Raw genomic sequence first — 21,728 nt, forward strand, 5'->3', positions numbered from 1 at the left:
CAATGACAAATGTCCCTCTACCGGAAAATTTCGACAACTTTTTTGAAAATCCTTTTTCCGTTCAAAAGATAAAAAAGAAGCCTTCTCTGCAGCCAGGTAGCCCGCATTGGAGAAAACCTCTAAAATTAACATTATTTATTTAATGACCGCCAGAGGCGACAATCCGATCCGCTTTACCAGCAGAGCGCTTTGTTCATTCAAACCGGTAATGGTTACTGTCTTGCCAATGTCTTGATACTTGGATATGATCTTGGCCATTGCATCTACTGCGGACTGATCCCATACATGCGAATGGGTGAAATCAATAATAATCTGCTCCGGATCGCTGTCCACCATGAAATGATGGATGAATTGGCTTGTTGTGCCGAAGAACAGCTGACCATGCACCGTATACCGGGTAGAGACCGCCGCTGTATGAATAGTCATACGGATGGAGGCGATTTTCCAGGCAAAGGTAAGGGCACTGAGCAGGACACCGAACAATACACCAATCGAGAGATTATCAGTGACAACCACCGTAACCACGGTGACGAGCATAACCAGAGCATCGCTTAACGGAACCTTCGTCAATGAAGTTAGTGATTTCCATTCAAAGGTACTGATGGATACCATGAACATCACCCCGACCAGAGCGCCCATGGGAATCTGCTTCACCACATCGCCCAGGACCAGAATCAGGAACAGCAGAAAAATCCCGGACACCAGGGTCGACAGCCGGCTGCGGCCGCCCGATTTCATATTCACCATAGATTGGCCGATCATCGCGCAGCCAGCCATGCCCCCGAAGAAGCCGGTGACTATGTTCGCGAGACCCTGACCCTTTGCTTCACGGTTCTTATCGCTCCCGGTGCCGGTAATATCGTCAATCAGGGTCGCGGTCATCAATGACTCCAGCAGTCCTACTACGGCAAGCGACAGCGAATAAGGCAAAATAATCAGCAGCGTATCCAGGGTAAATGGAAGCGCCGGCAGGTGGAACACTGGCAAAGCCGACGTGATCTCTCCCATATCACCTACGGTTCTCACATCCAGATCCAGAACAATGCTGAGCACGGACACCACAATAATCGCAACTAGCGCCGAAGGCACCGCCTTAGTGAAACGGGGAACCGTATAGATAATAAGCAGCGTGAGTGCCACCAGGGCATACATTACCCACCCTTGTCCGCTGAAATGCGTCAACTGCGCCATAAAAATCAGAATCGCCAGCGCATTCACAAAACCGGTCATCACCGGCTGCGGCAAAAAGGTAATAAATCTCCCAAGCTTCAGCATCCCCATGAGGATTTGAATGATTCCGGCCAGTACGGTAGCTGCAAACAAATACTCTATACCATGGTTCAACACCAGGCTACCGACCAAAAGAGCCATAGCTCCCGTAGCTGCCGAAATCATACCAGGCCTTCCACCCGCAAATGCCGTAACCACCGCAATGCAGAACGAAGCGTACAAGCCTACCATGGGACTGACTCCCGCAAGTATAGAAAAGGCAATCGCTTCCGGGATCAGGGCAATAGCCACCGTCATCCCTGACAAAATATCGTTCCTCGTGTTCAAAAACCACACATTCTTCAAACTAAGCTGCTTCAAATCTTTTGTTCCTCCTGTGACTGTTATGGGATGAGGCACTTTCTGTATAAGCCCCGGTCCGGTGCAGCTCCAATGCTACTTATTGTACCTGACCCTCCATAACCTCCACAAAAGTTCAATCTGCTCTTGTAAGCGTTGTTTATTACGTTATCCTCGTCTTAACTACACTATCCGTCCAAATTCTATATATTCAAATTTTTCAAGTCTAACAGATACGGCGTTTTACCGGTATAACCCGGAAGCTTTGACTTCATTGAAGAACGTATTGAACTCCTCAATGTTCAGCTGCTGTGCGGCATCGGACAACGCAGTAGCCGGATCAGGATGCACTTCCACCATGATGCCGTCGGCTCCAGCAGCGAGAGCAGCTTTAGCACAAGGGATCAGAATGTCCTTGCGTCCGGTTGAATGGGTCACATCGACCAGCACCGGCAAATGGCATTCCTGCTTGAGAATCGGCACGGCTGAAATATCGAGCGTATTGCGGGTCGCCTTCTCATAGGTGCGGATACCGCGTTCAATCAGCATAATTTCCATATTGCCCCGGGACATAATATATTCCGCCGCATGAATGAATTCGTCCAGCGTAGCAGATAGTCCGCGCTTCAGCAGCACTGGTTTGTTCACTTCGCCTACTGCTTTGAGCAGTTCGAAGTTATGCATATTCCGTGCGCCAACCTGAATCACATCCACATAATCAAGGGCCTCTTCAATATGGCGGGGGTCTACAATTTCACTAATGGTGAGAAGACCGTACTCCGTAGCTGCTTCCCGCAGAATTCTCAGGCCATCCATTCCAAGTCCCTGGAAATCATAAGGGGAGGTACGGGGTTTGAAGGCTCCGCCGCGCATTACCTTTACACCAGCCTTCTGCAAAGCGGCAGCAACGGTACGGGTCTGCAGTTCACTCTCCACGGAGCAAGGACCTGCCACCATCAACGATGATAATCCGCCGACTGTAACATTACCCGGCAGAACGATAACCGTATCCTCCGCGTGATTTTTCCGGGCCACCAGCAGCGATTTCTTATGCTCCGTACTTTGCAGATCAAGAGATGCGGAGAAAATCTGCTTGAAAAGGGTGCGGATCGTTCCGCTTGTGAAAGGACCTTTATTGCTTGCCACCAGCTTCTCCAGCATCTGTTTTTCCCGTTCGGGATCGAACTTTGGCACACCCTGTTTTTCTTTTACCGCTCCAATTTCCTGCACGACCTGGGCCCGCTCGGAGATTAGCTCCAGCAGTTGTCCATTGATCTCATCCAGGCGGGCTCTCAGCCCATTAAGTTCCGCGTTGCTCATTACCTTCCACTCCTTCTTGTCAGCTGAATTTAGAATATGAACGCAAAAAGGCCCCCCGTCGCAAGGGACGAGGAGCCGTGGTACCACCCTAATTTAGAATTCAATCCAATCTGAGGCTCTGGCAAAAAACACCTTCAAGCCAGGCTGGAATCAACTCTGTCTTATACCCGGTAACGCGGAGCGCGGGCCATCCTACACATACCTGCTGCAGCAGTGTACTTCAGGGGCCAACTCGGAAGTGAACTTCAGCGCAAATCGTCTCTTGAGGGTGCTCTCAGTCTCCGGCACGCCTTCCCTGTTAAGATCCGTTTCTCACGCTTACTCTCTTCGTCATCATCATTTCATTATGGCTGGCAACACTTTTGTACCAGTTTCTGCTATCTTAAACAAAATAGATAACACATGCAAGATATCCGTTCACCGCATCTCAGCTTTAACGCAGTATAATGGATTGCATACGGTTCCGCAGCCCTGCTTCAGAAAAATTTACCTACCATTGCGCTTACCGTCTCACTTCTCAGCGGCTTGCTGATATATTCATCCATTCCGGCAGCCAGGCATAACTCGCGGTCTCCCTTGAGCGCATTGGCAGTAACGGCAATGATGACCGGCTGCTTCTCCGGCGGCAGCATTTCTTTGATCGCCTGTGTGGCTTCCAGACCATTCATTCGCGGCATTTGCACATCCATAAATATAAGATCGTAGCTCTTCCCGCGGACCATCTGCATGACCTGATGCCCGTCTCCCGCAACATCAACGGAATACCCGCGCTTCTCCAGAATTTTACGCAATACGATCTGATTGATCTCATTGTCTTCAGCCACGAGAATCCGCAAGGGATGTTCGCCCGAAAGCGGTTCAGTCCCTTCTTTGCCAGTCTCTGTACCAGTCTGTCTGTCTGTTTCTTCATACAGCACGACTGTGAACACAAAGGATGATCCTGACTCCACTGAAGTATCCAGAGCGATTGTGCCACCCATCAGTTCCACGAGCTGCTTGGTAATGGCTAGTCCCAATCCTGTCCCCTCATGGCGCCGGTTCATGAAATGATCAAGCTGATAAAAGGGCTCAAACAGCCGGCTGCGGGAACTCTCGGGAATTCCAATACCGGTATCGGCCACTGTGAATTCCAGCGTCACCTTTCCCTCGGCTCTTGCTGCTGTCCTTAGCCTTACCTTTATCCCTCCGCTGTAAGTAAACTTCACGGCATTCCCCACCAAATTAAGCAGGATCTGCTTCAGCCTGTCACCGTCACCAATCAGATGGTGCGGTACGTCCGGGCCGATGTCCATGTCAATCTTCAGGTCTTTCTTGTCCGCTTTATGCTGCAGCAGCTCAAGCACAGAATCTACACAGGCCATCAGCATAAACGGCTCTTCATGAAGAACGGTTTTGCCTGCCTCGATTTTGGAGAAGTCCAGCACATCATTAATGATTGCTAGCAAGGTATCGCCGCTTTGACGGATGATATCCAAATACTCTCTTTGCTGTGAACCCGGCTCACACATATCCAGCAGCAGGTCCGTCATCCCGATAACACCGTTCATGGGCGTACGAATCTCATGGCTCATCATCGCCAGAAACTCGCTTTTGGCGCGGTTTGTTTTTTCGGCGGACTCTTTGGCAATCAGCAGCTTCTTCTGTTCGGTAATATCCTTAACGATAATATAGAATCCTACTGTGATGTTATTGATAATAATCGGGGCAATAGTCGTCAGCACCTCAACAGAATGCCCCTCCCGATGCCAGATATGGCTGATGTTCACCTCAGCAGAACTATCTTTTTGGGGGTAAGTGATCACTTCCTCCAGATGGTCTTCCCCGATAATCCGGCCCACATTCATACCAACCAGCTCCGGAATGCTGAAGCCGGTAAGCTGGCAGGCTTTCTCATTCCCGTTAATAATTCTACCCTCAAGGTCAAGGGAAATAATCGCATCATGGTTATACTTTTTAAGGGATGTATATCTTTCGACGGATTCCTGCAGCTTCTGTTCCACAATCCTGCGTTCCGTCACATCCCGTCCGACAGCGAGTACGCTGTGCTGAGATCCCTCTTCCTCAATCAGGCGAAGGGTGAACTCAATCCACAAATAGCGGCCGTCGGCATGTTGAATCCGGATCTGAACCCTCTGATAATCTTGAGATTCAGGGAAATCAAGCCCCTTAAGATCATCAGGATGGATCAGCCCGCGGATATCCCGGCCCACCAGCTGTTCGGGATCGTAGCCGAGCACCTCCCTTACCGAAGGCGAGCAGTACCTGCAAATACTGTCCGGTGTTGCAAAATAGACCACATCGGAAATATTGGCCACAATCTGTTTATATAGCATGTCCGCAGGAGAACTCAGCTCATCACTTTTATCTACAGCAGCCAGCTCCGCCAAATGCAGCAGATAATACAGTTTTTTCCCTGTCGGGGGATCACTCACAAGCGTCATATGGAGCAGCACCGGCACCGGTGATCCGGAGGCGGCGGATAAGTTAATTTCGCATTCCAAAAAGGGTGCCTCTCCAGCGTCTAGAGCACCTGCCATCTTTATATATTTCCCTAGTGAATCCCCGTATAGAAGCTCTCTGAAATGCTGTCCCAGGAGCTGTTCCTCCGTAAACCCGAGCAGCGAGGTTACCGCCGGATTTACGCTGGTCCAATGCTCGTCCATGGAAAGGAAAGCTACTCCAACCACTCCCGTTCTGCATGCATATCCAAAGTGGGAATACGCTTCTGCATGTTGTTTTGACATGTAATTTCACCGCCCGTTTGTGGAGTATCAAACGCAAGAATTTTAGTTAAAATCTTCAGTATTAATATCTTGTATTATCGGGTGAATGTCAAATGGTAATCTAAGCTGGTTCAGTTGAACAAAACCGGTCTTCAGGGCAGAGTCCTCCCCAGTTCTCCACCTATCGCTGATCCATTCCTTCTCCCCTGAATTGTGTGCAGCATCAGTCAATCCCGGCTAAAAGCTTCTCCACAGCCTCAGTAAGGGCTTTAACCTGAAACGGCTTGGTCATATAACCGGAAAATCCTGCATTCTGAGCCCGTTCGATATCAGATCTCTGGGCAAAGGCGCTGATCGCCAGCACCGGTATCAGACTTGTTAATTCATCATTTTGCAGCCGGTCCAGCGCTTCATATCCATTCAGGTCGGGCAGGCCAATATCCAGAATAATCAGATCCGGCAGTGTCTGCCGGGCGATCTGTAGACCCAGCGCTGCCGTCTCAGCTTTCAGCAGAAGTACGGAGGGCAGATTTTTTTTGAAGATATGATGCATTAAAGCCATATTGAGTTGATTATCTTCCACGTACAGCACTGTCTGCTTATATTCCACCAGCATGTCCCCCTAAATGTCCAGCGTAACTCCCCCTATGAAACAGCAGAAAAAAAATAAAAAGCCGAAGAAAGGGGATAAATCCCCCTTCTCCGGCTCATGTTCGGCTCATTCTCATGTCCGACTCATTTCCGCCTCATATGATGGTGATTATAGAAAAGTATAGGCTATTACGCTGGTATCTTTGTCGAAATCCCAATCCACATAAATGTCGGCAAGCTCTTTGCCAAGCATCGGCGCAATCGTGGTGGTATCCTCCAAGTATCGTTTTTCCATCTTGCGTTTGGTTGTTTTGAGCGTGTTCTCATAACCAAGGCCAATTAATTCCTTCTCCAAAGGAATCAGAATACCTTCACGCTTAATAATCAGGGTGCGGGGGCCCAGCCACCAGGAATCGGTATGTACCGGTTCCTTCTGCACCTTTCTGCTTACTTCGTTAATTTGGGCATGAACCTCATCCCGTCCAGCATAATCGTCAATCTCTGCTCCATCCTGCTTGGTGAGCGCAACGATCATTCCTGAAGCGTTATGTATCCCCCAATCATAAAAAAGCTCGCCGACCTCAATAGCCATCATGTCCTTCAGGTACGCTGAAAGCTCCGGAAGCAGCGATTTCATTAAAAGTTCACGTGTGTACCGGAAAGCCTGCTCCTCTTCCTTGTTCAGCAGAAACCGCTCCACAGGCCCGATAAAATTACGTATATGCAGGGCTATGCATTGCTTCCCAATAGATGCATGTATAGACTCGGGTCCTTTCCCGAAACGCTCCCGAAGCAGTCTTCCTGTATAACTGGATAGTTGGCTAGTAAGTTCCGTAGTGCTCATTCAATTTCCCCCAGCATTATTTTTTGTGTATGTGTTTGTTAGTGTGGGGAGAACTCCGCCTGCTGAAAGAAATGGCCAGTTCTCTTAAGTATAATATTATCCAGCTTCTGCGTATACAGTAAAATTAACCAGATCAGTTGGAATACTAATTAAATGGCAAAGGTTAGATCAGATACCTCAGATAGATATACACGCTTGAGATTACAATCGACAGCAGCATCAGAGGAAAGCCGAATTTCAAATATCGCATGAAGGTGATCGGATGTCCTTCTTTTGCCGCAAGGCCTGCTACAATAAGATTCGCACTTGCGCCGATTAACGTCCCATTCCCTCCCAGGCATGCCCCGAGTGCGAGACTCCACCATAAAGGCTCCAGGTTATGGATACCCAGCGTTCCCATCTCCTGAATCAGAGGAATCATCGTTGCGACAAAAGGAATGTTGTCCAGAAAAGCCGAGGCTAGCGCGCTTAGCCATAAGATCAGCATCGAGCTGGCCACCAGATTCCCGCCGGTAAGCTCCATCGCTTTGCCTGCCAATTCTGCGATTACCCCCGTCTCCACCAGACCGGACACGAGCACAAACAGACCGATAAAGAAAAATATCGTAATCCATTCCACACTCTTAAAAGCCTTTAGCAGCATCTTTTCTCCCCCAGTCAGAAGAAGCAGTACAAAAGCTCCAGCCAGCGCCACTGTTGCCGACTCCAGATGTATCGACTGATGCAGGAAGAAGCCCAGAATGGTCAGTCCCAGTACCCACAGACACTTACGCAGCAGCTTGCGGTCCTTAAGCATCGCATGTTCATCCATCTCCATGACCCTCTGCTGCAGCTCGGGTGAGGTCTTGAGCTGCTTGCCGAACATGAGCAGGAACAGCGGCAAATATGCCAGAATGATAATCAGGATCACTGGAGTGAGGTTGTTAATAAACGCCATGAACGTCAGTTCTTTCACGGCGCTGCCGATCATAATATTCGGCGGGTCTCCAATCAACGTCGCCGTTCCGCCCACGTTCGAGGCAACGATCTGCGATAGCAGAAACGGTATTGGATTAATTCGCAGCTGTCTCGTAATGCTGAAGGTAATCGGCACCATGAGCAGAACCGTGGTCACATTATCAAGAAACGCCGAGGCCAGTGCAGTCACCACTACCAGTGCCACTAATATTCGCCTAGGCTCACCCTTGGCCACCTTGGCTGCCTTTACCGCCACATAACTGAACAAGCCGGTCTCGGCAGTAATACCCACCATCATCATCATTCCTACCAGCAGGCCAAGCGTATTGAAATCAATATGCTCCAGCGCTGTTTCCTGCGAGACAATGCCTACCCCAACCATAATCAAGGCTCCCAGCATCGCCACAATCGTGCGGTGAACCTTCTCCGAAATAATCAGCCCATATGTAAGCAGAAAAATACTTATTGCCCAAATCCCTTGCTGTTCCATAATGCCTCCCGTAAACTTCGCATGGCTTGTCCTAAAGCTTATCATATCTTCCTTGGCGGCAAAAAAAAAGCCCGAAGGCCATGCGCCTCCCAGCAGCAAGCTGAACAGGTTCACGCACATCCGGGCTAGGAGAGTCGTTTAGGAGGATTTCCTCCTTTGTTTTACATCTCTTTCATCAGCGTAATCAGACCTTCCGTCTGGTTCCAGGTCACATTCCATTGCAGAAGTTCAGCAATAAAGCGAAGGGGAACCATCGTTCTGCCGTCTTTGTTAATGATGACTTTGGCGCCGACAGACTTTTGCATACCATTGACTTCCATTACATTGCTGTCAATCCAGAACTTCAACGTATCACTGCCTGCCATTACCCATACGGTGCGGGTCTGGTGATCATATTTCACTTTTGCTCCAATGCCCTCACCAAGGTAACGCAGCGGGATATATGTGGTACCACTCATATTCGAAGGCCTTGTATCCATCATCGTTACGATTCCGTTAATATTCAGTTCTTTGCTGTTCAGCTTCATCCATACCGTGGTCATGCCGGCCGGAACTGCCGCTTCCTGGAACTTGTCGTTGAACTGTGCGACAATCGCTCCCGACAGGGCCAATCCTACGCCGAACATCGTTTTATAGCCTGCACGGTTTGTGGTATACGAAGCCGTATAATCTCCGGCTGCATACTGGTCCAACGTGCTCTGCACCTGGCCTTCATGGGCCTTCAGTGCAGTCTGTGCCGCACTTGCCGGCAGCTTCCCGGCCGTTGCAGTACCCAGAAATTTGCCCAGTTCCATAGTGAAGCCGTCGATCCGTGCCAGAACGGCTGCACGCGCGGCAGCATCATTGTTCTTCACCGCATTCACATAATCGCTTTGGGCAGTGATATGGTTGCCCACCCAAATCTGTTCAAAAGCATCCCCGCCAGCAGCACCGTAGATCGAGGCAACAGCCGCTTTGAAATCAGCGGTGTTGCCCGCTTCGGCGTTAATGAGAGCCTGGTAGTCGGCTTTGCCGTCGAATTGCTTCTGCATTTCCAGTACTGAGAGCGCAAAATGCTCAGCAGCTACACTGTTCAGCGCTGAACGGAGGTCAGCAGCCTTGGTATCCGGACGGGTGTTCTGGAATTTATCCGGCATTTGCGTGGCAATTGCTGTAGACAACACCTTGCTGATCGTGAACATTTCCTGAAAACCTGTGCGATAGGTCGTATAAGCCTTGTTATAATCACCGGCTACATAAGCATCCAATACCTGCTGTACATGATTTTCATGACTGCGGATTGCTTCTTCTGCCGCTGTTTGCGGAAGTTTGCTGGCAGTTGCGGTACTCAGAAAAGCAGCAAACTCTGTGACGAAGCCCTGAACCTCCTGCTCTGCCTTTTGACGGGCAGCGGTGTCATTTGCTTTGACGGCTTTAACCAAATCATCCGTATATTTGTTATGTTGGCGGAAGATCCGTTCAAATTCCGTACCTCCGGCTTCGCCGTAGAGCGAGGTAATCGCCGGCTGCATGTCCAGCGCATTCTGGTCCAGTGCCTGATAAGCGGCGGCAGCATCTCTGGAACCGTCATAGGCTTTGGTCATTGCAGTAACTGCAAGGGTGAAATGCTCGGACAGCAGGTAGTCAAGACTCGCTCTGAGCTGGGCGGCCGGGGTATCCACAACAGCTTGAGGCGGGGCGGCTGCCGCACTCGCCATCACCGGCAGCATCAGGGACAAACTAAGTACAGGGGCTAGCAATTTCTTCAGCTTCATCTTCTTACCTCCTTGGAATGGGGTGAGCCTGGGCTCATGTAAAGGGGCCAAATTGGAGAAACTCTCTCTCATCAGCGCATGCGCTAAATCTTGCTTAGTCTAATGAATCGCAGAGTTTATATTTTTGGATCACCTTTTCACGAAAAATTTAAATCAAACCCAGAACAGCAGCAGTTCATGGATGAAAACGGAAAAATCCAATACACTAATCCTAAGCAAAATCATGAATTCCAATACAGCTGCAAACTTACACTCATGTACTTACATTTTGTAAGTTATTGTGTTACAATAACTTATATTCTTCCTTACATCGGATAGGAAAACATAATACTTAAAAACAAGGGGTTTGAACGATGGACAACAATACTATAGAAGAAACCTTACCGGAATTTGAATTTGGCATTTACACCTTGGGGGATATTGTAACCGACTGCCACACAGGGCAGCGGATCAGCCCTCAGCAGCGTATGAATGAAGTCATCGAGGCCGCCAAGCTTGCTGATGAAGCGGGGCTTGATGTATTCGGGGTGGGTGAACATCACCGGCTGGACTTTGTGATCTCCTCTGTACCCGTTGTGCTCGCCGCCATCTCCCAAGTGACCAAGCGGATCAAGCTGACCAGCGCAACTACCGTGCTAAGCACTACTGACCCGGTGCGGGTGTTTGAGGATTTTGCTTCCCTTGACTTGCTGTCCGGCGGACGCGCAGAAATCATCTCCGGACGGGGGGCATTCCTGGAATCCTTCCCGCTGTTCGGCTATGAACTGGAAGACTACAAACAGCTCTTTACCGAGAATCTGGAGCTGCTGCTGCAGCTCAATCAGCAGGAAGTCATGAATTGGAAAGGGCATTTCAGATCCCCGCTGCACAATGCCGAGATCGCCCCGCGTCCCCTGCAGCAGAAGCTTCCGCTCTGGATTGGCATCGGGGGCTCCGCCGAAAGCGCTGAACAGGCTGGACGTCTTGGTATAGGCATGGCCGTCGCCATTCTTAGCGGCAGTCCGGAGCCTTTCCAGAATCTTGCCGATACTTACCGGCGGAGCGGGGTTGCAGCCGGTCATTCAGCAGCAGACCTGAAGATCGCCATCACCAGCCATGGCTACATTGCCAAGACATCACAACAGGCGCTGGACGAGTATTATCCTTATTATTACAGCTACCGCAATGCCATCAGTCCAAGCCGTAACCCGGAATACCGCGTCTCCCGCAGCGATTTTGGTCACTTCGTATCTCCGGTCAACACTCTGGCAGTCGGCAGCCCGCAGCAGATTATTGAGAAGATCCTCTACCAGCACGAGCTGTTCGGCCACAACCGCTTCATGACCCAATTGGATATCGGCGGCATTCCCTTCAATAAGGTGGCTACGGCGATTGAACTGCTGGCTACTGAGGTAGCCCCGGTTGTGCGCAGAGAGATTGCCAAGAAGAGCAGCGGCATCTCGCCCGTACGTGAACTTTAACCCTGTTAATTTTCACTTCTCCGACCGGTATGATTTACCAAGTTCTGCACTTAATCCAAAGTAATGGCGGAAATTGTAGATCAGCGGGTTCCAGCTTGCCGGATGAATATGATGTTCGCCAGCAACCAGTTCCTTATGGACATGTACCTGTGTGCTTTGCGTTTCGACAATAGCAAAATGCGGTGAATCCTCTGGAATACGGATATGCTTCACCCGCGCTTCAATCTGGATCGGGCATTCGGCGATTCTGGCTGTTTGTACCGTAGTGGATACGACCTGCGTAAAGCCTGAATGAGCAAATTTATCTTTTTCAAAAATAAATCCGGCTTGGACAGATCCCTTACAATACGGGGCATCCGGCTGAATAATTGCTCTGCGGACAGCATTCTGATCTTCATCACCTGCTCCTGCAATTCATGGATAACCCGGCCCAGATGATCGGTTTGCCCGGCCAGCTTGCTGCATTCCTCATCTCCGCGATACCGCAAATTCAGCATCCGGCCAGCCTGTTTGATGCCTACTTGGTCAATCAGCAGCTCTCCCACCAGATTCATCAGATGCTCCAGTCTCTCCACATCTACCCGGATGGAGCGCGTCTTTTTCTTATCTACCGGCTGGACAAGGGCAGGTAAAGCGCTATCTGTTGTAAGCGGGGAGACTATCTCATCTGAAGCAGGCTCTCCGTCTGTTTCAGGAACTATAGCAGAAGAAATCCCCCCTGGCTCCTCCAGCTCCATGTTCTGAATGCGGACCTCCGCCACCTCAACCAGTGAAGCGATTTTCTTCTGCAGCTCATGGTCCGTTAAGTCGGAGATCAAAAGGAATTGGAGCGATTGGAATTGAACCTCATTCTGCTCCGCAGCCGACTCGTCCATCAGAGGACTCATGTTCACAATATCGGTAAGATCGGCAATACGTTGATGAATAATCGCTGCCCGGGCAGCTTTCATCTGACAATCCTGCACCAGCTCGATACCAACCTCCAGAATAGCCTTTCCCTGCTCCTGCGCCTCCAGACAGCGGTAACGCTCATCCAGTGTCAGTGATAGCGGATGAAGCTTAAAGGGTTCTGGCAATGCCTCCATGCTAGAGTCAGATGCTGAGCCATGAATCCGGAAATATGCAATTCTGGACAAAATCCCGTCAATGACCGTTTCACCGGAACCCGAGGACAACTCCTCCTTGAGAAGCTTGATGATATCCAGACTATCAATGAGCAGCTCTACCAGTTCAAGGGTCACATCCAGTTGATTATTCCGGATCAGATCCAGTAAAGATTCCATTTCATGCGTTACGTTCTTAATAAGGTCAAACCCCATGGCTGCTGAAGAACCTTTGAGGGTATGTGCTGCTCTGAATAGAGATTGTATCGTTTCGGCATCGCAGCTCCCCTGTTCAAGCAGGAGCATTTTTTCCTCCATGATTTGAATCTGCTCATCGGCTTCTTCCATATACACTTCCAAAAACTGGTTCATATCCATGTGCGATCACCACATCTCCCGGGGGACCACCCCTTATTGCTGTACAACCTAGTTTTATCAAACAAATCTAGTGATAAAGTGATTCAAATATAAAAATTTATAGAGAAGATGTGATAAAATCATAGATATGAGCATCGCTGTGGAGGTTATCCCTTTATGAATAAGCCTAAAATCCTTGTAGTGGACGATGACCGAGATATCCTTATTCTTCTGAAAAAGCGTCTGGAACTGGAAGGCTATGAGGTGTTTCCGGTCTCAGAGGGTGAAGAAGTAATCCGGCTGGTTAAGCTTCATTCTTTTTCGCTAATCGTTCTGGATATTGTAATGCCTTCCATGAACGGACTCGATATTTGTAAGGCGATCCGCGACCTCGTAAGCGCCCCCATTCTGCTGCTAAGCGCTAAGGACCGCGAGATTGACAAAGTGCTCGGGCTTGAGCTGGGGGCCGATGACTATATCACCAAACCCTTCAGCATGGACGAATTGACGGCACGTATTAAGTCTCACCTCCGGCGCGAACTTCGCACGGCCAAACCTGCGGCTTCGAACCAGAAAATCTTTCAGTTTGATGATATAACGATTAACGGGGAAACCTATGAAGTGATTATTGGCGGAGAACTCATTCATTTATCGGGAAAAGAACTGGAGATTCTGCTGTATATGGTGCGCAACAAGAATCTTGTGCTCAGCAGAGAGCAGATTTACAATGCCGTGTGGGGCTATGAAGACAATGGGGACATTAACACCGTAACCGTCTATCTCAAAAACATCCGCAAAAAAATAGATCCCGATCATAAAATGATCAAGACCATATGGGGAATTGGCTATAAATTTGTAGTCTAATCTGTTTATATGTACAGGGCTGGCTTGCGGCTATATGTCGCCAGACCAGCTTTCTTTCTGTTCAATCCTGCCATCTCTCGCGAATCCAAATCATCTCATCATAGACATCAACAAAGGCCCGGACAACCTCTGGATCAAAATGTATACCGCTTTGCCGCTGGAGCTCTGCCATAGAGTCCTCCACAGTCCATGCGGGTTTGTAGGGACGTTTCGAGGTGAGCGCATCAAATACATCGCATACTGCGGTGATCCGCCCTTCCAGCGGAATCCCCTCCCCCTTCAAAGCCTGCGGGTAGCCCCTGCCATCCCATTTCTCATGATGAGTCAGCGCAATACTCTCCGCTATTACAAGAATTTCGTTACGGCTGCCTGATAAGAGCTCTGCACCTTTGGTCGTATGCTCTTTCATGATTTCGAACTCTTCCGGAGTTAATTTCCCTTCCTTATGCAGGATACGGTCAGGGATGGAGATCTTCCCTATATCATGCAGTGCACTTGCCAGCTTCAGCTTCAGTGAAGTCTCTTCCCCAAGCCCCATCCGTTTTGCCAGCACATATACATAATTGCTGATCCGCAGCAGATGCTTTCCTGTTTCATTGTCCTTTTGGCTCATGGTCTGAAACATCCGCTGGACATACTCCTGCCGGAGCTCTTCAAGCTCAAAAATATGCTCCTGCAAAAGCAATTCTACCCGCATGTTCTGCTCTTCCTGCAGCCTGCGCTGATCATTCGCCTCTGCCAGATGCTGTACCTTAAGCAATATTTCAACAGGATCGAACGGTTTGGTTATAAAATCGCTCACCCCCAGCCGCAACGCACGGTGTCGGAGTGCCGAATCCTGATAAGCTGTAATAATGATGACGGAAGACAACAAGGGCGACTTCCGCTCGTTGAGCTGCATTAGAATATCAAAACCGCTGACCTCAGGCATATTCAAATCCAGGAGCAGTACCGAAGGAGCCTCTTCTTCGATCGCCTGAACCGCCCTTTGCGGCTCGTTAATGACAGAGATATTCGAGTACCCTTCTAGAATAAACAGCTTTTGGAGCAGTAGTGTATTTGCCCGGACATCATCAATAATCATGATTTTCCCTTGTTTGTATAGCTCCGGATATAGGGTATCTGAGTTTAACATGTGCAATCCCTCGTTCATCAGCATCGGCCACCCTTTGGTGTTTCTTTAGAAACGGCCCTATTCTTCACTATGGGGATGAGCTTTGGCAATTAATATTTCGAATCGGCTGCCGACACCAACAGCACTTTCCGCAATGATCTCTCCGCCCATCATTTCCAGCAGCCTACTGGAGACCGTAAGGCCAATCCCCGTACCTTCAATCTGCCTGCCCTGCTGAACCCTGTGGAAGGGCTCAAAAATCAACTTCATATCCTTTTCGCTTATTCCCATCCCCGTGTCTTCAACCACAATGGCTAGCCTGTTCCCTTCAGCAGGGTGAACCTTGACGCTGATGGAACCGTCTTTATCATTGTACTTCACTGCATTGGATAAAATATTTAACAACACCTGCTTCATACGGATGCGGTCACATACGATCAATTCTCCGTACATAGATACCGCTTCGTTATGGAACTGGATCGCATTCAGACTGCAAATAGGCTGTATCCACGAAAAACATTCCTCCAGAATTTCGCCTACAGGAATAGTCTCTATATTTAAGGCCAGCCGGCCGGACTCTACTCTGGACAAATCCAGTATTTCACTGATTAATTGAAGCAGATGTTTTCCTGCCTTGATGATCTCGCCTACATTCTCCTGCTGTGAAGCCGTCAGCGGCTCGGTATGGTCATATTCAAGAAGCTGTGCAAAGCCGAGAATTGCATTCATTGGGGTACGCAATTCGTGGCTCATACTGGACAGAAATTCAGACTTGGCCTGGTTGGCCTTCTCTGCACTTTCTTTCGAGTGGCGCATCGATTCTTCAATCATCTTCCGGTCGGAAATGTCGCGGGAGATCATAACGACTTTGCGGACCGGTTCGTGTTTATTATGAATCGGCGAAATCATCGCCTGCATCCATCTGGGCCCTATACTTGTAGATATCTCATATTCCAGGCCAACTGTTTCTCCTGTAGCCAGTATTTTTTGAAGCAGGTCCATAAAACGCAAGGTGGTTTGCGGATTAAACAGTGTGTCGACATGCTTACCTTCGTAATTCTTCGCCAGCTTAATATCATATCTCTTGTCTACAGACCAGATCTTAATGATCGTACCGGCCTCATCAATCTCGGAAATCATATCATCTACAGATTGAATCATCGCATTGATATTGGCCTCGCGGCTCTCAAGTGCATCTTTGGCTTCCCTTAGTTCCTTATTGGATGCCCCCAATTTATGGCCGACCTGAGTCAGGATCTCAGCCGTTTGCCTCAGTTCAATCACATGGATATCCGGTATTTCCTGATGATATTGTCCTTGTCCTATGTCCAGTGCAATGGCATTGATCTTCTGAAGGGGTTCGGACATTCTTTTACTCATTTTTTTCGTACGCTGGTTCAGCAGCACAAAATAAATAATGTAGAAGAATAACAGTCCGAAGACCATATACATCCCGATTTCATACAATTCATGCTTCAGGTGGTTGGTATTCGCCAGAATGTTGTCTTCATCTGCGAGAATGATTAATTTCCAGCGTGTGTTCTCCACAGCAGACCAGGCTAGAATATGCTGTTGTCCACCCAGGTCAACCTCACCTAACCCCTGATTGGACGAAGTAAGCTCAGATGTTATCGTCTTGAGATCATCATGGGCAAAGAGGTTGAATTCCGCCGGCTTGAAGGTATCCTGCTTGACCGTCTCTGTATATTGATGTGAGGTGAGTTCCTGAATCCCAAACAATTGCTCCACCTGGTCTGGCATGGCAAGAATACTCCCGTTATCGTCTACCAGAAATCCATGCCCGTTCCAAGGAATCTCCAGTCCAAGAATTTCGCTTCTGAATGTGTCAATGGTGACGTCCATGCCGGCTACCCCCTCCAGAACAGCTCCGTTATAGACAGGGGCAATGCAGGAGGCCATCCAGCCATTTCCGGCCGGGTCCAGATAGGCATCCGTCCAGACAGCCTTATGATCAGGATTATGAGCCTCATCAGCTTCATAATAGAAATTATATTCAGGAATATTCATTTTCGGCGGATATTGCGTTTTTACATCCATATAGGGATAGATCACATTCAGGGAATCAAAGCTGTTGAAATAGATCGCTGATGCCAGCTTTTCCCTGGCGATCATTGACTTCATCTGAGGCTGCAGCGCCAGCAGACTGGCCACCTTGTTTTTTTGCTCCCCGCCAACAGTATACACACCGCTGTAAAAAACTGCAGCTCCACCCGCTGTACTGTCGGCTGCGGAGTAATATGCCCCATCTCCATCTGTAACCAGGCGTTCACGGTCAGCTTCCCCAAGCGGAGCCCCCTGCTCCAGCGTATGCGAAACCGCATCCCGAAATAGGTTCACATCTGTCAGAATCCGCTGCGTTTGCCCGTCAATGATCGCAGCTTCCTGGGAAGCAAGAATCTGCATTTCATTGAAGACTTCATTCTTCATGCTGAGAACTTGCCGTTCCCGCGACCAGTTATTCGTCACAAAATAAATTCCGATAAAAACCAGCTCCACAAGTAATAACGGAATAACTGAAGTTTTAATATACGGTTTCCATATCCATTCAAAAATAGATACAGTCTTCTCTCTAGTCATCGTTATTCCCCGTTTCCTAGCGTTCGCATGGCTTAATCAAAATTTCCACATGGTTCAAATAATGTTCCAGCCGATCCAGAGAATTCTTAACCAGCACGCCGTTCCGCAGCCCCCCATCCCGCTCCAGGTCACGGCCCATCTCTGAAATGGCAAACAATCCATACCCGCCGCCGCTGCCTTTCATCGAATGCCCGATAAACGCAATGCCTTCGAATTCCTCTAGCTCCAGCAGGGCTGAGAGATTAGCCAAGTCCTCTCTTCGGCGCCCCATATACCCCGGGATCAGATCTGCGATGTCCTCATCAATCCATACCCGGAATGGAGATTCCATAAATTCATCCCCCACTCTCACTAAACTCGGCATAACCATACCGCCGGATCGTCTCAAACAACGGCTGCATAAACACCGGCTTCTCCAAAAAGTCATCACAGCCCGCCTCTGTGGACGCTTGACGATGCTCGGCAAAAGCATGGGCCGTCAACGCCACGATAGCAGCAGGCTTCAGTCCTTCCTGTCTCTCCCACTGGCGGATTTGCCTAGTGGCTTCATATCCATCCATGACAGGCATTTGAATATCCATAAAGACCATATGATAATACCCTTCGGTGAACATGCGCACGGCCTCCAGCCCATTTACGGCCACATCAACACGGCAGCCTATCTTTTTCACAAACGCAATGAACAAATGCTGATTATCTATATTGTCCTCTGCCAATAGCAGACGCGGCTTCCCCGCAAACTCTATTTCCGAATGATCAGCTGACAACAGGTTAAAAGGCAGCTCTACTGTAAACACCGTGCCTTCTCCTTTTTTGCTCTGATACGACAATCTCCCCCCCAAAAGTTCTGTGAGTTTATGGGAGAACGCCAGTCCGATTCCCAGACCGCCATATGTTCTGGTGGAGGACAGGTCTGATTGGAAGAACGGCTTGAATATGTCATCTCCCGCTTCCTCTGAAATGCCAATTCCGGTATCCTTGACTTTGATCATCAGGAGAAGCTTCGCCGGGTCAAGCATTGGCCGGACATGCGCGGACAGTTCGACCACTCCAAAAGGTGTGAACTTCACGGCATTATCGAGAAGGGTCTGAATAATCTGTGCAGTACGGCGGGCATCACCGATCACCGGCACATTCGGAAGCTGATCAGCGGTCAGGCGGAACTCCAGTCCCTTCTTGCCCAGCTTTTCCTCATATTTCGCAGACAGGTCCACAATAAGCTCTTGAAGATTGAAGGGCCGCTGGTCTATATGCACTGCCCCATTCTCCATAGCAGAATAGTCCAGCACCCGCTCCACTAAAAATAAAAGGTGCTCTGAGGAATGCTTCAAGGTAAGAAGCTCTTCCGATGGAAGATGCCCCTGCTCCTGGAGCTGTACGATGCCAAGAATCGCATTGAGCGGCGTCCGGAACTCATGGCTGATCATCGCCAGGAACTGGTCCTTTGCACGGTTGGTATGCTCCAGGGCCTCCTTATTCAGCAGAAGCTGGCGTTCACTCTCCCGATGGGACGTTATATCGGTAAAGGTAAGCATGACCATATCTTCAAGCTTGCTGATGCTGACCCGGTAGGCTCTTATATCCCCGGCAATTGTGAGTTCCATTTCCCGCTCAACAGTCTCATGCCCATATAACGAGGCTAAAATTTGCTCTTGATACGCCAACAGCTTGGCAACATCTGTGCGATCCAGCGATTCATATAGCTCACGGGCTGCATCATTCATCATCACGGGATGCAGATTGAACTGCTCGACACGCATCACCAATACGGGATCCTTCAAATAACGCATCACCTGTTCCAGCATCGTGCGCGACTGCTGCTCACTGAGCATCAGCTGCTTGCGGACCGTGACATCTGTCTGGATGCCGATAAAATGGGTGACCGTCCCCGTCTCATCCCGGAGCGGGGTAATCGACAGCTCATTCCAAAAGGGCTCATGATTCTTGCGGTAATTCAGGATTTCCAGCTGGATCCGGTTCTGCTGATGAAGCGCACTGCGGATTTGCTCAATATGTTCTTCCTTCGTATCTTTACCCTGCAAGAAATTGCAGTTGCGTCCCAGAACTTCATCCGCCGAATAACCGGTTATCTGTGAAAATGCCTCATTGGTGTAAATGACCGGTGTGTGCGCCAAAGCTTCCGCAATAATGACTCCCGTTCCCACGTCATGCATAGCCCGTTCATATAAGTTTTTCTCAGCAACGGTCTCACGCAGCGCCTGCTCTGTAACTTCATATTCCCTAATTATCTGCAAGCGCTTTCCCGTAGAAAGATAGATCACAATGCTTGCTGTAAGAAAGATGACGAGTGCAAAACTCGTCTTTTTGATATCCCCTGTGAAGAAGAAGAACAAGATCAGTTCAAGTAAAATCAAAACCATATAGATTTGCAGCCGTCTCAGGGAAGAGATCGTCTGACTTACCACGAAATACATCATCAGGATCGTAATTAACAGCATCGAGTCATATTGGTTCTGCAGTAAGGATACAAAGGCAGCGGCAGATATAAACCACAAATATCCAAACAGGAGTGGTTCCGGGTTCGACTGCACCTTCTTCGAGAAGAAGGTGGCGGCCAAAAGCAATGCACCGATGGTCAGAACAGTCACTTCCACTATATCCATAGCGGCATCAGAGGGATTCATCCAGTTCGCAAGCTGTCCCATCACCAGGACACATATTAATGACAGCCCTATGTACAGGCGCATCATCTTTAATTGATTCATGAACAGCTCTCCCCATTTATGGACCGACTTGTGCCCGCTCATCATTCACCCAGACTTATGTGTGCCATGATCGTCAGTTCTCCCGTATATACAGGGATGCTGACAAATTTGCTGCTTGTCCGCAGGCTTCCTTTTCCTTCATGGATAACGGGTGGTGTAATATTGGTGTTCAGCTCTTGTTCATGAAAAGCCGTACAGCACGCGGCCCCCACCCAATTGCCAAACTCAGAAAAAGCACTCCATCCCATATCATCCATCACATCTACTCTGAAGCCGAACATAGTGCTGACTATGCCTTTGAGTACCTCATCGTCCATGCTGAGAATGATCTCTCCCCGAAGATCCCCGGTCATTCCAACCATTACAGATACATTCTCCGTATTCACATATGGCTGCTCGATCGATGGAACACCCGCACGAAATGTAGTCCCAAGATGTGTAACCAGCACCTTCTCAATACCCGCAAGAACCGTATTCAGATGATTTGCTTCTATATGTTTCATATCGGAATTCCCCCCCTTTTTTTACAGTTGATTTTCTACCGCCAGTAACAGACGATCTGCCTGGAAAGGCTTGACCACAAAATCCTTCGCCCCGGACTTCATGGCATCCATAACCATCACCGTCTGTCCCATGGCACTGCACATAATAATTTTGGCTGCGGGATCTATAGCAATAATATTCTTGACTGCAGTAACGCCATCCATGTCCGGCATGGTAATATCCATCGTGACCACATCCGGTTTGAGCTGCTGGTAGAGCTTAATTGCTTCCGCTCCATTCACAGCTTCACCCACAATCTCGTGTCCCTTGCCCTCCAGTGCCGAACGCACCATCAACCGCATAAAAGCTGCGTCATCTGTAATCAATATCTTCGCCATTTGAACACTCCCTATCTGTTTTCTATAAACCCTATTCTAGAATCGAATCCTAAAGGGAACATGACGAAATTATGAAAGAAAAATAAAAAAAGCCCCCAGTATGTACTGGGGACCTATCCTGGTGAAGCACCGGTTAAGCAAACGAAGGCTTGGTATTGTCAACCTTCCCGCTGATGAGCTTCTTGTATTCGTCGTCTCCGCCTTCAAGAGAAGGCGCAATATATACGTTCATGGTCGAAGGTGACAGCTTAGTGGGCCTTCCCGCTCCTGTCTTTCGCTTCATGCGGCCTTTGCCGCCTTCACTGCCGGTGCTGCTGTTCGCGGTTCGGCGGACAGCACTGGATAAACTGACTGCATTCTTCATATTCTTCATCGTG

At 49.0% G+C, this 21,728-nt stretch carries 18 protein-coding genes; 2 read left to right on the forward strand and 16 right to left on the reverse strand.

Annotation, left to right across the window (positions count from 1 at the left end; translation table 11 throughout):
* Positions 1–135: 135 nt before the first annotated feature.
* From A3849_RS08510 to A3849_RS08545, 7 genes are all read right to left on the reverse strand, one after another.
* Positions 136–1,527: a SulP family inorganic anion transporter gene (locus tag A3849_RS08510; protein ID WP_083613416.1), complete on the reverse strand. Its 1,392-nt coding sequence runs from the start codon at positions 1,525–1,527 to the stop codon at positions 136–138.
* 285 nt (positions 1,528–1,812) lie between these two features.
* Positions 1,813–2,889, reverse strand: a complete 1,077-nt coding sequence (locus A3849_RS08515; RefSeq protein WP_074111027.1) for a bifunctional 3-deoxy-7-phosphoheptulonate synthase/chorismate mutase — start codon at positions 2,887–2,889, stop codon at positions 1,813–1,815.
* Between the two features lie 476 nt (positions 2,890–3,365).
* Complete coding sequence (locus A3849_RS08520; protein WP_083613409.1) at positions 3,366–5,633, reverse strand: PAS domain-containing hybrid sensor histidine kinase/response regulator; 2,268 nt, start codon at positions 5,631–5,633, stop codon at positions 3,366–3,368.
* 202 nt (positions 5,634–5,835) lie between these two features.
* Complete coding sequence (locus tag A3849_RS08530; protein ID WP_178382641.1) at positions 5,836–6,222, reverse strand: response regulator; 387 nt, start codon at positions 6,220–6,222, stop codon at positions 5,836–5,838.
* A 150-nt stretch (positions 6,223–6,372) separates the two neighbouring features.
* Positions 6,373–7,047: a Na-translocating system protein MpsC family protein gene (locus tag A3849_RS08535; protein ID WP_074111029.1), complete on the reverse strand. Its 675-nt coding sequence runs from the start codon at positions 7,045–7,047 to the stop codon at positions 6,373–6,375.
* A 163-nt stretch (positions 7,048–7,210) separates the two neighbouring features.
* Complete coding sequence (locus A3849_RS08540; protein ID WP_074111087.1) at positions 7,211–8,494, reverse strand: ArsB/NhaD family transporter; 1,284 nt, start codon at positions 8,492–8,494, stop codon at positions 7,211–7,213.
* A gap of 161 nt (positions 8,495–8,655) precedes the next feature.
* Positions 8,656–10,248, reverse strand: coding sequence for a copper amine oxidase N-terminal domain-containing protein (locus A3849_RS08545; RefSeq protein ID WP_074111030.1), 1,593 nt, complete (start codon positions 10,246–10,248; stop codon positions 8,656–8,658).
* Between the two features lie 353 nt (positions 10,249–10,601).
* Between A3849_RS08545 and A3849_RS08550 the strand changes: the two genes are divergently transcribed.
* Positions 10,602–11,708 (forward strand): LLM class flavin-dependent oxidoreductase, encoded by a 1,107-nt coding sequence (locus A3849_RS08550; protein ID WP_074111031.1) that lies wholly within the window; start codon positions 10,602–10,604, stop codon positions 11,706–11,708.
* Between the two features lie 12 nt (positions 11,709–11,720).
* Here the strand turns inward: A3849_RS08550 and A3849_RS33950 are convergent, their stop codons facing one another.
* On the reverse strand, positions 11,721–11,921 hold the full coding sequence (locus A3849_RS33950; protein WP_074111032.1) for a hypothetical protein: 201 nt from the start codon (positions 11,919–11,921) through the stop codon (positions 11,721–11,723).
* Positions 11,918–13,189: an Hpt domain-containing protein gene (locus A3849_RS08560; RefSeq protein ID WP_074111033.1), complete on the reverse strand. Its 1,272-nt coding sequence runs from the start codon at positions 13,187–13,189 to the stop codon at positions 11,918–11,920. The genes A3849_RS33950 and A3849_RS08560 overlap by 4 nt, the downstream gene beginning before the upstream one ends.
* Before the next feature lie 156 nt (positions 13,190–13,345).
* Between A3849_RS08560 and A3849_RS08565 the strand changes: the two genes are divergently transcribed.
* On the forward strand, positions 13,346–14,032 hold the full coding sequence (locus tag A3849_RS08565) for a response regulator transcription factor (protein WP_074111034.1): 687 nt from the start codon (positions 13,346–13,348) through the stop codon (positions 14,030–14,032).
* Between the two features lie 61 nt (positions 14,033–14,093).
* Here A3849_RS08565 and A3849_RS08570 read toward each other — a convergent pair whose 3' ends face one another.
* The 7 genes from A3849_RS08570 to A3849_RS08600 form a co-directional block, all read right to left on the reverse strand.
* Positions 14,094–15,167 (reverse strand): HD domain-containing phosphohydrolase, encoded by a 1,074-nt coding sequence (locus tag A3849_RS08570; protein ID WP_074111088.1) that lies wholly within the window; start codon positions 15,165–15,167, stop codon positions 14,094–14,096.
* 57 nt (positions 15,168–15,224) lie between these two features.
* Positions 15,225–17,744, reverse strand: a complete 2,520-nt coding sequence (locus tag A3849_RS08575; protein ID WP_074111035.1) for an ATP-binding protein — start codon at positions 17,742–17,744, stop codon at positions 15,225–15,227.
* Positions 17,745–17,760: 16 nt separating this feature from the next.
* Entirely contained in the window at positions 17,761–18,075 is a 315-nt protein-coding gene (locus tag A3849_RS08580) for an Hpt domain-containing protein (RefSeq protein WP_074111036.1), read from the reverse strand.
* 4 nt (positions 18,076–18,079) lie between these two features.
* On the reverse strand, positions 18,080–20,470 hold the full coding sequence (locus A3849_RS08585) for a PAS domain-containing protein (protein ID WP_178382642.1): 2,391 nt from the start codon (positions 20,468–20,470) through the stop codon (positions 18,080–18,082).
* Positions 20,471–20,511: 41 nt separating this feature from the next.
* Complete coding sequence (locus A3849_RS08590) at positions 20,512–20,973, reverse strand: chemotaxis protein CheX (protein ID WP_074111038.1); 462 nt, start codon at positions 20,971–20,973, stop codon at positions 20,512–20,514.
* A gap of 21 nt (positions 20,974–20,994) precedes the next feature.
* A complete protein-coding gene (locus A3849_RS08595) occupies positions 20,995–21,351 on the reverse strand; it encodes a response regulator (protein WP_074111039.1) in 357 nt (118 codons plus the stop codon).
* A 133-nt stretch (positions 21,352–21,484) separates the two neighbouring features.
* Positions 21,485–21,724, reverse strand: a complete 240-nt coding sequence (locus A3849_RS08600) for a hypothetical protein (protein WP_074085027.1) — start codon at positions 21,722–21,724, stop codon at positions 21,485–21,487.
* Positions 21,725–21,728: the final 4 nt, after the last annotated feature.

Origin of the sequence: Paenibacillus sp. P46E, assembly GCF_001909095.1 — a bacterium.
In the GTDB taxonomy this organism is placed as follows: Bacteria; Bacillota; Bacilli; order Paenibacillales; family Paenibacillaceae; genus Paenibacillus_AQ; species Paenibacillus_AQ helianthi.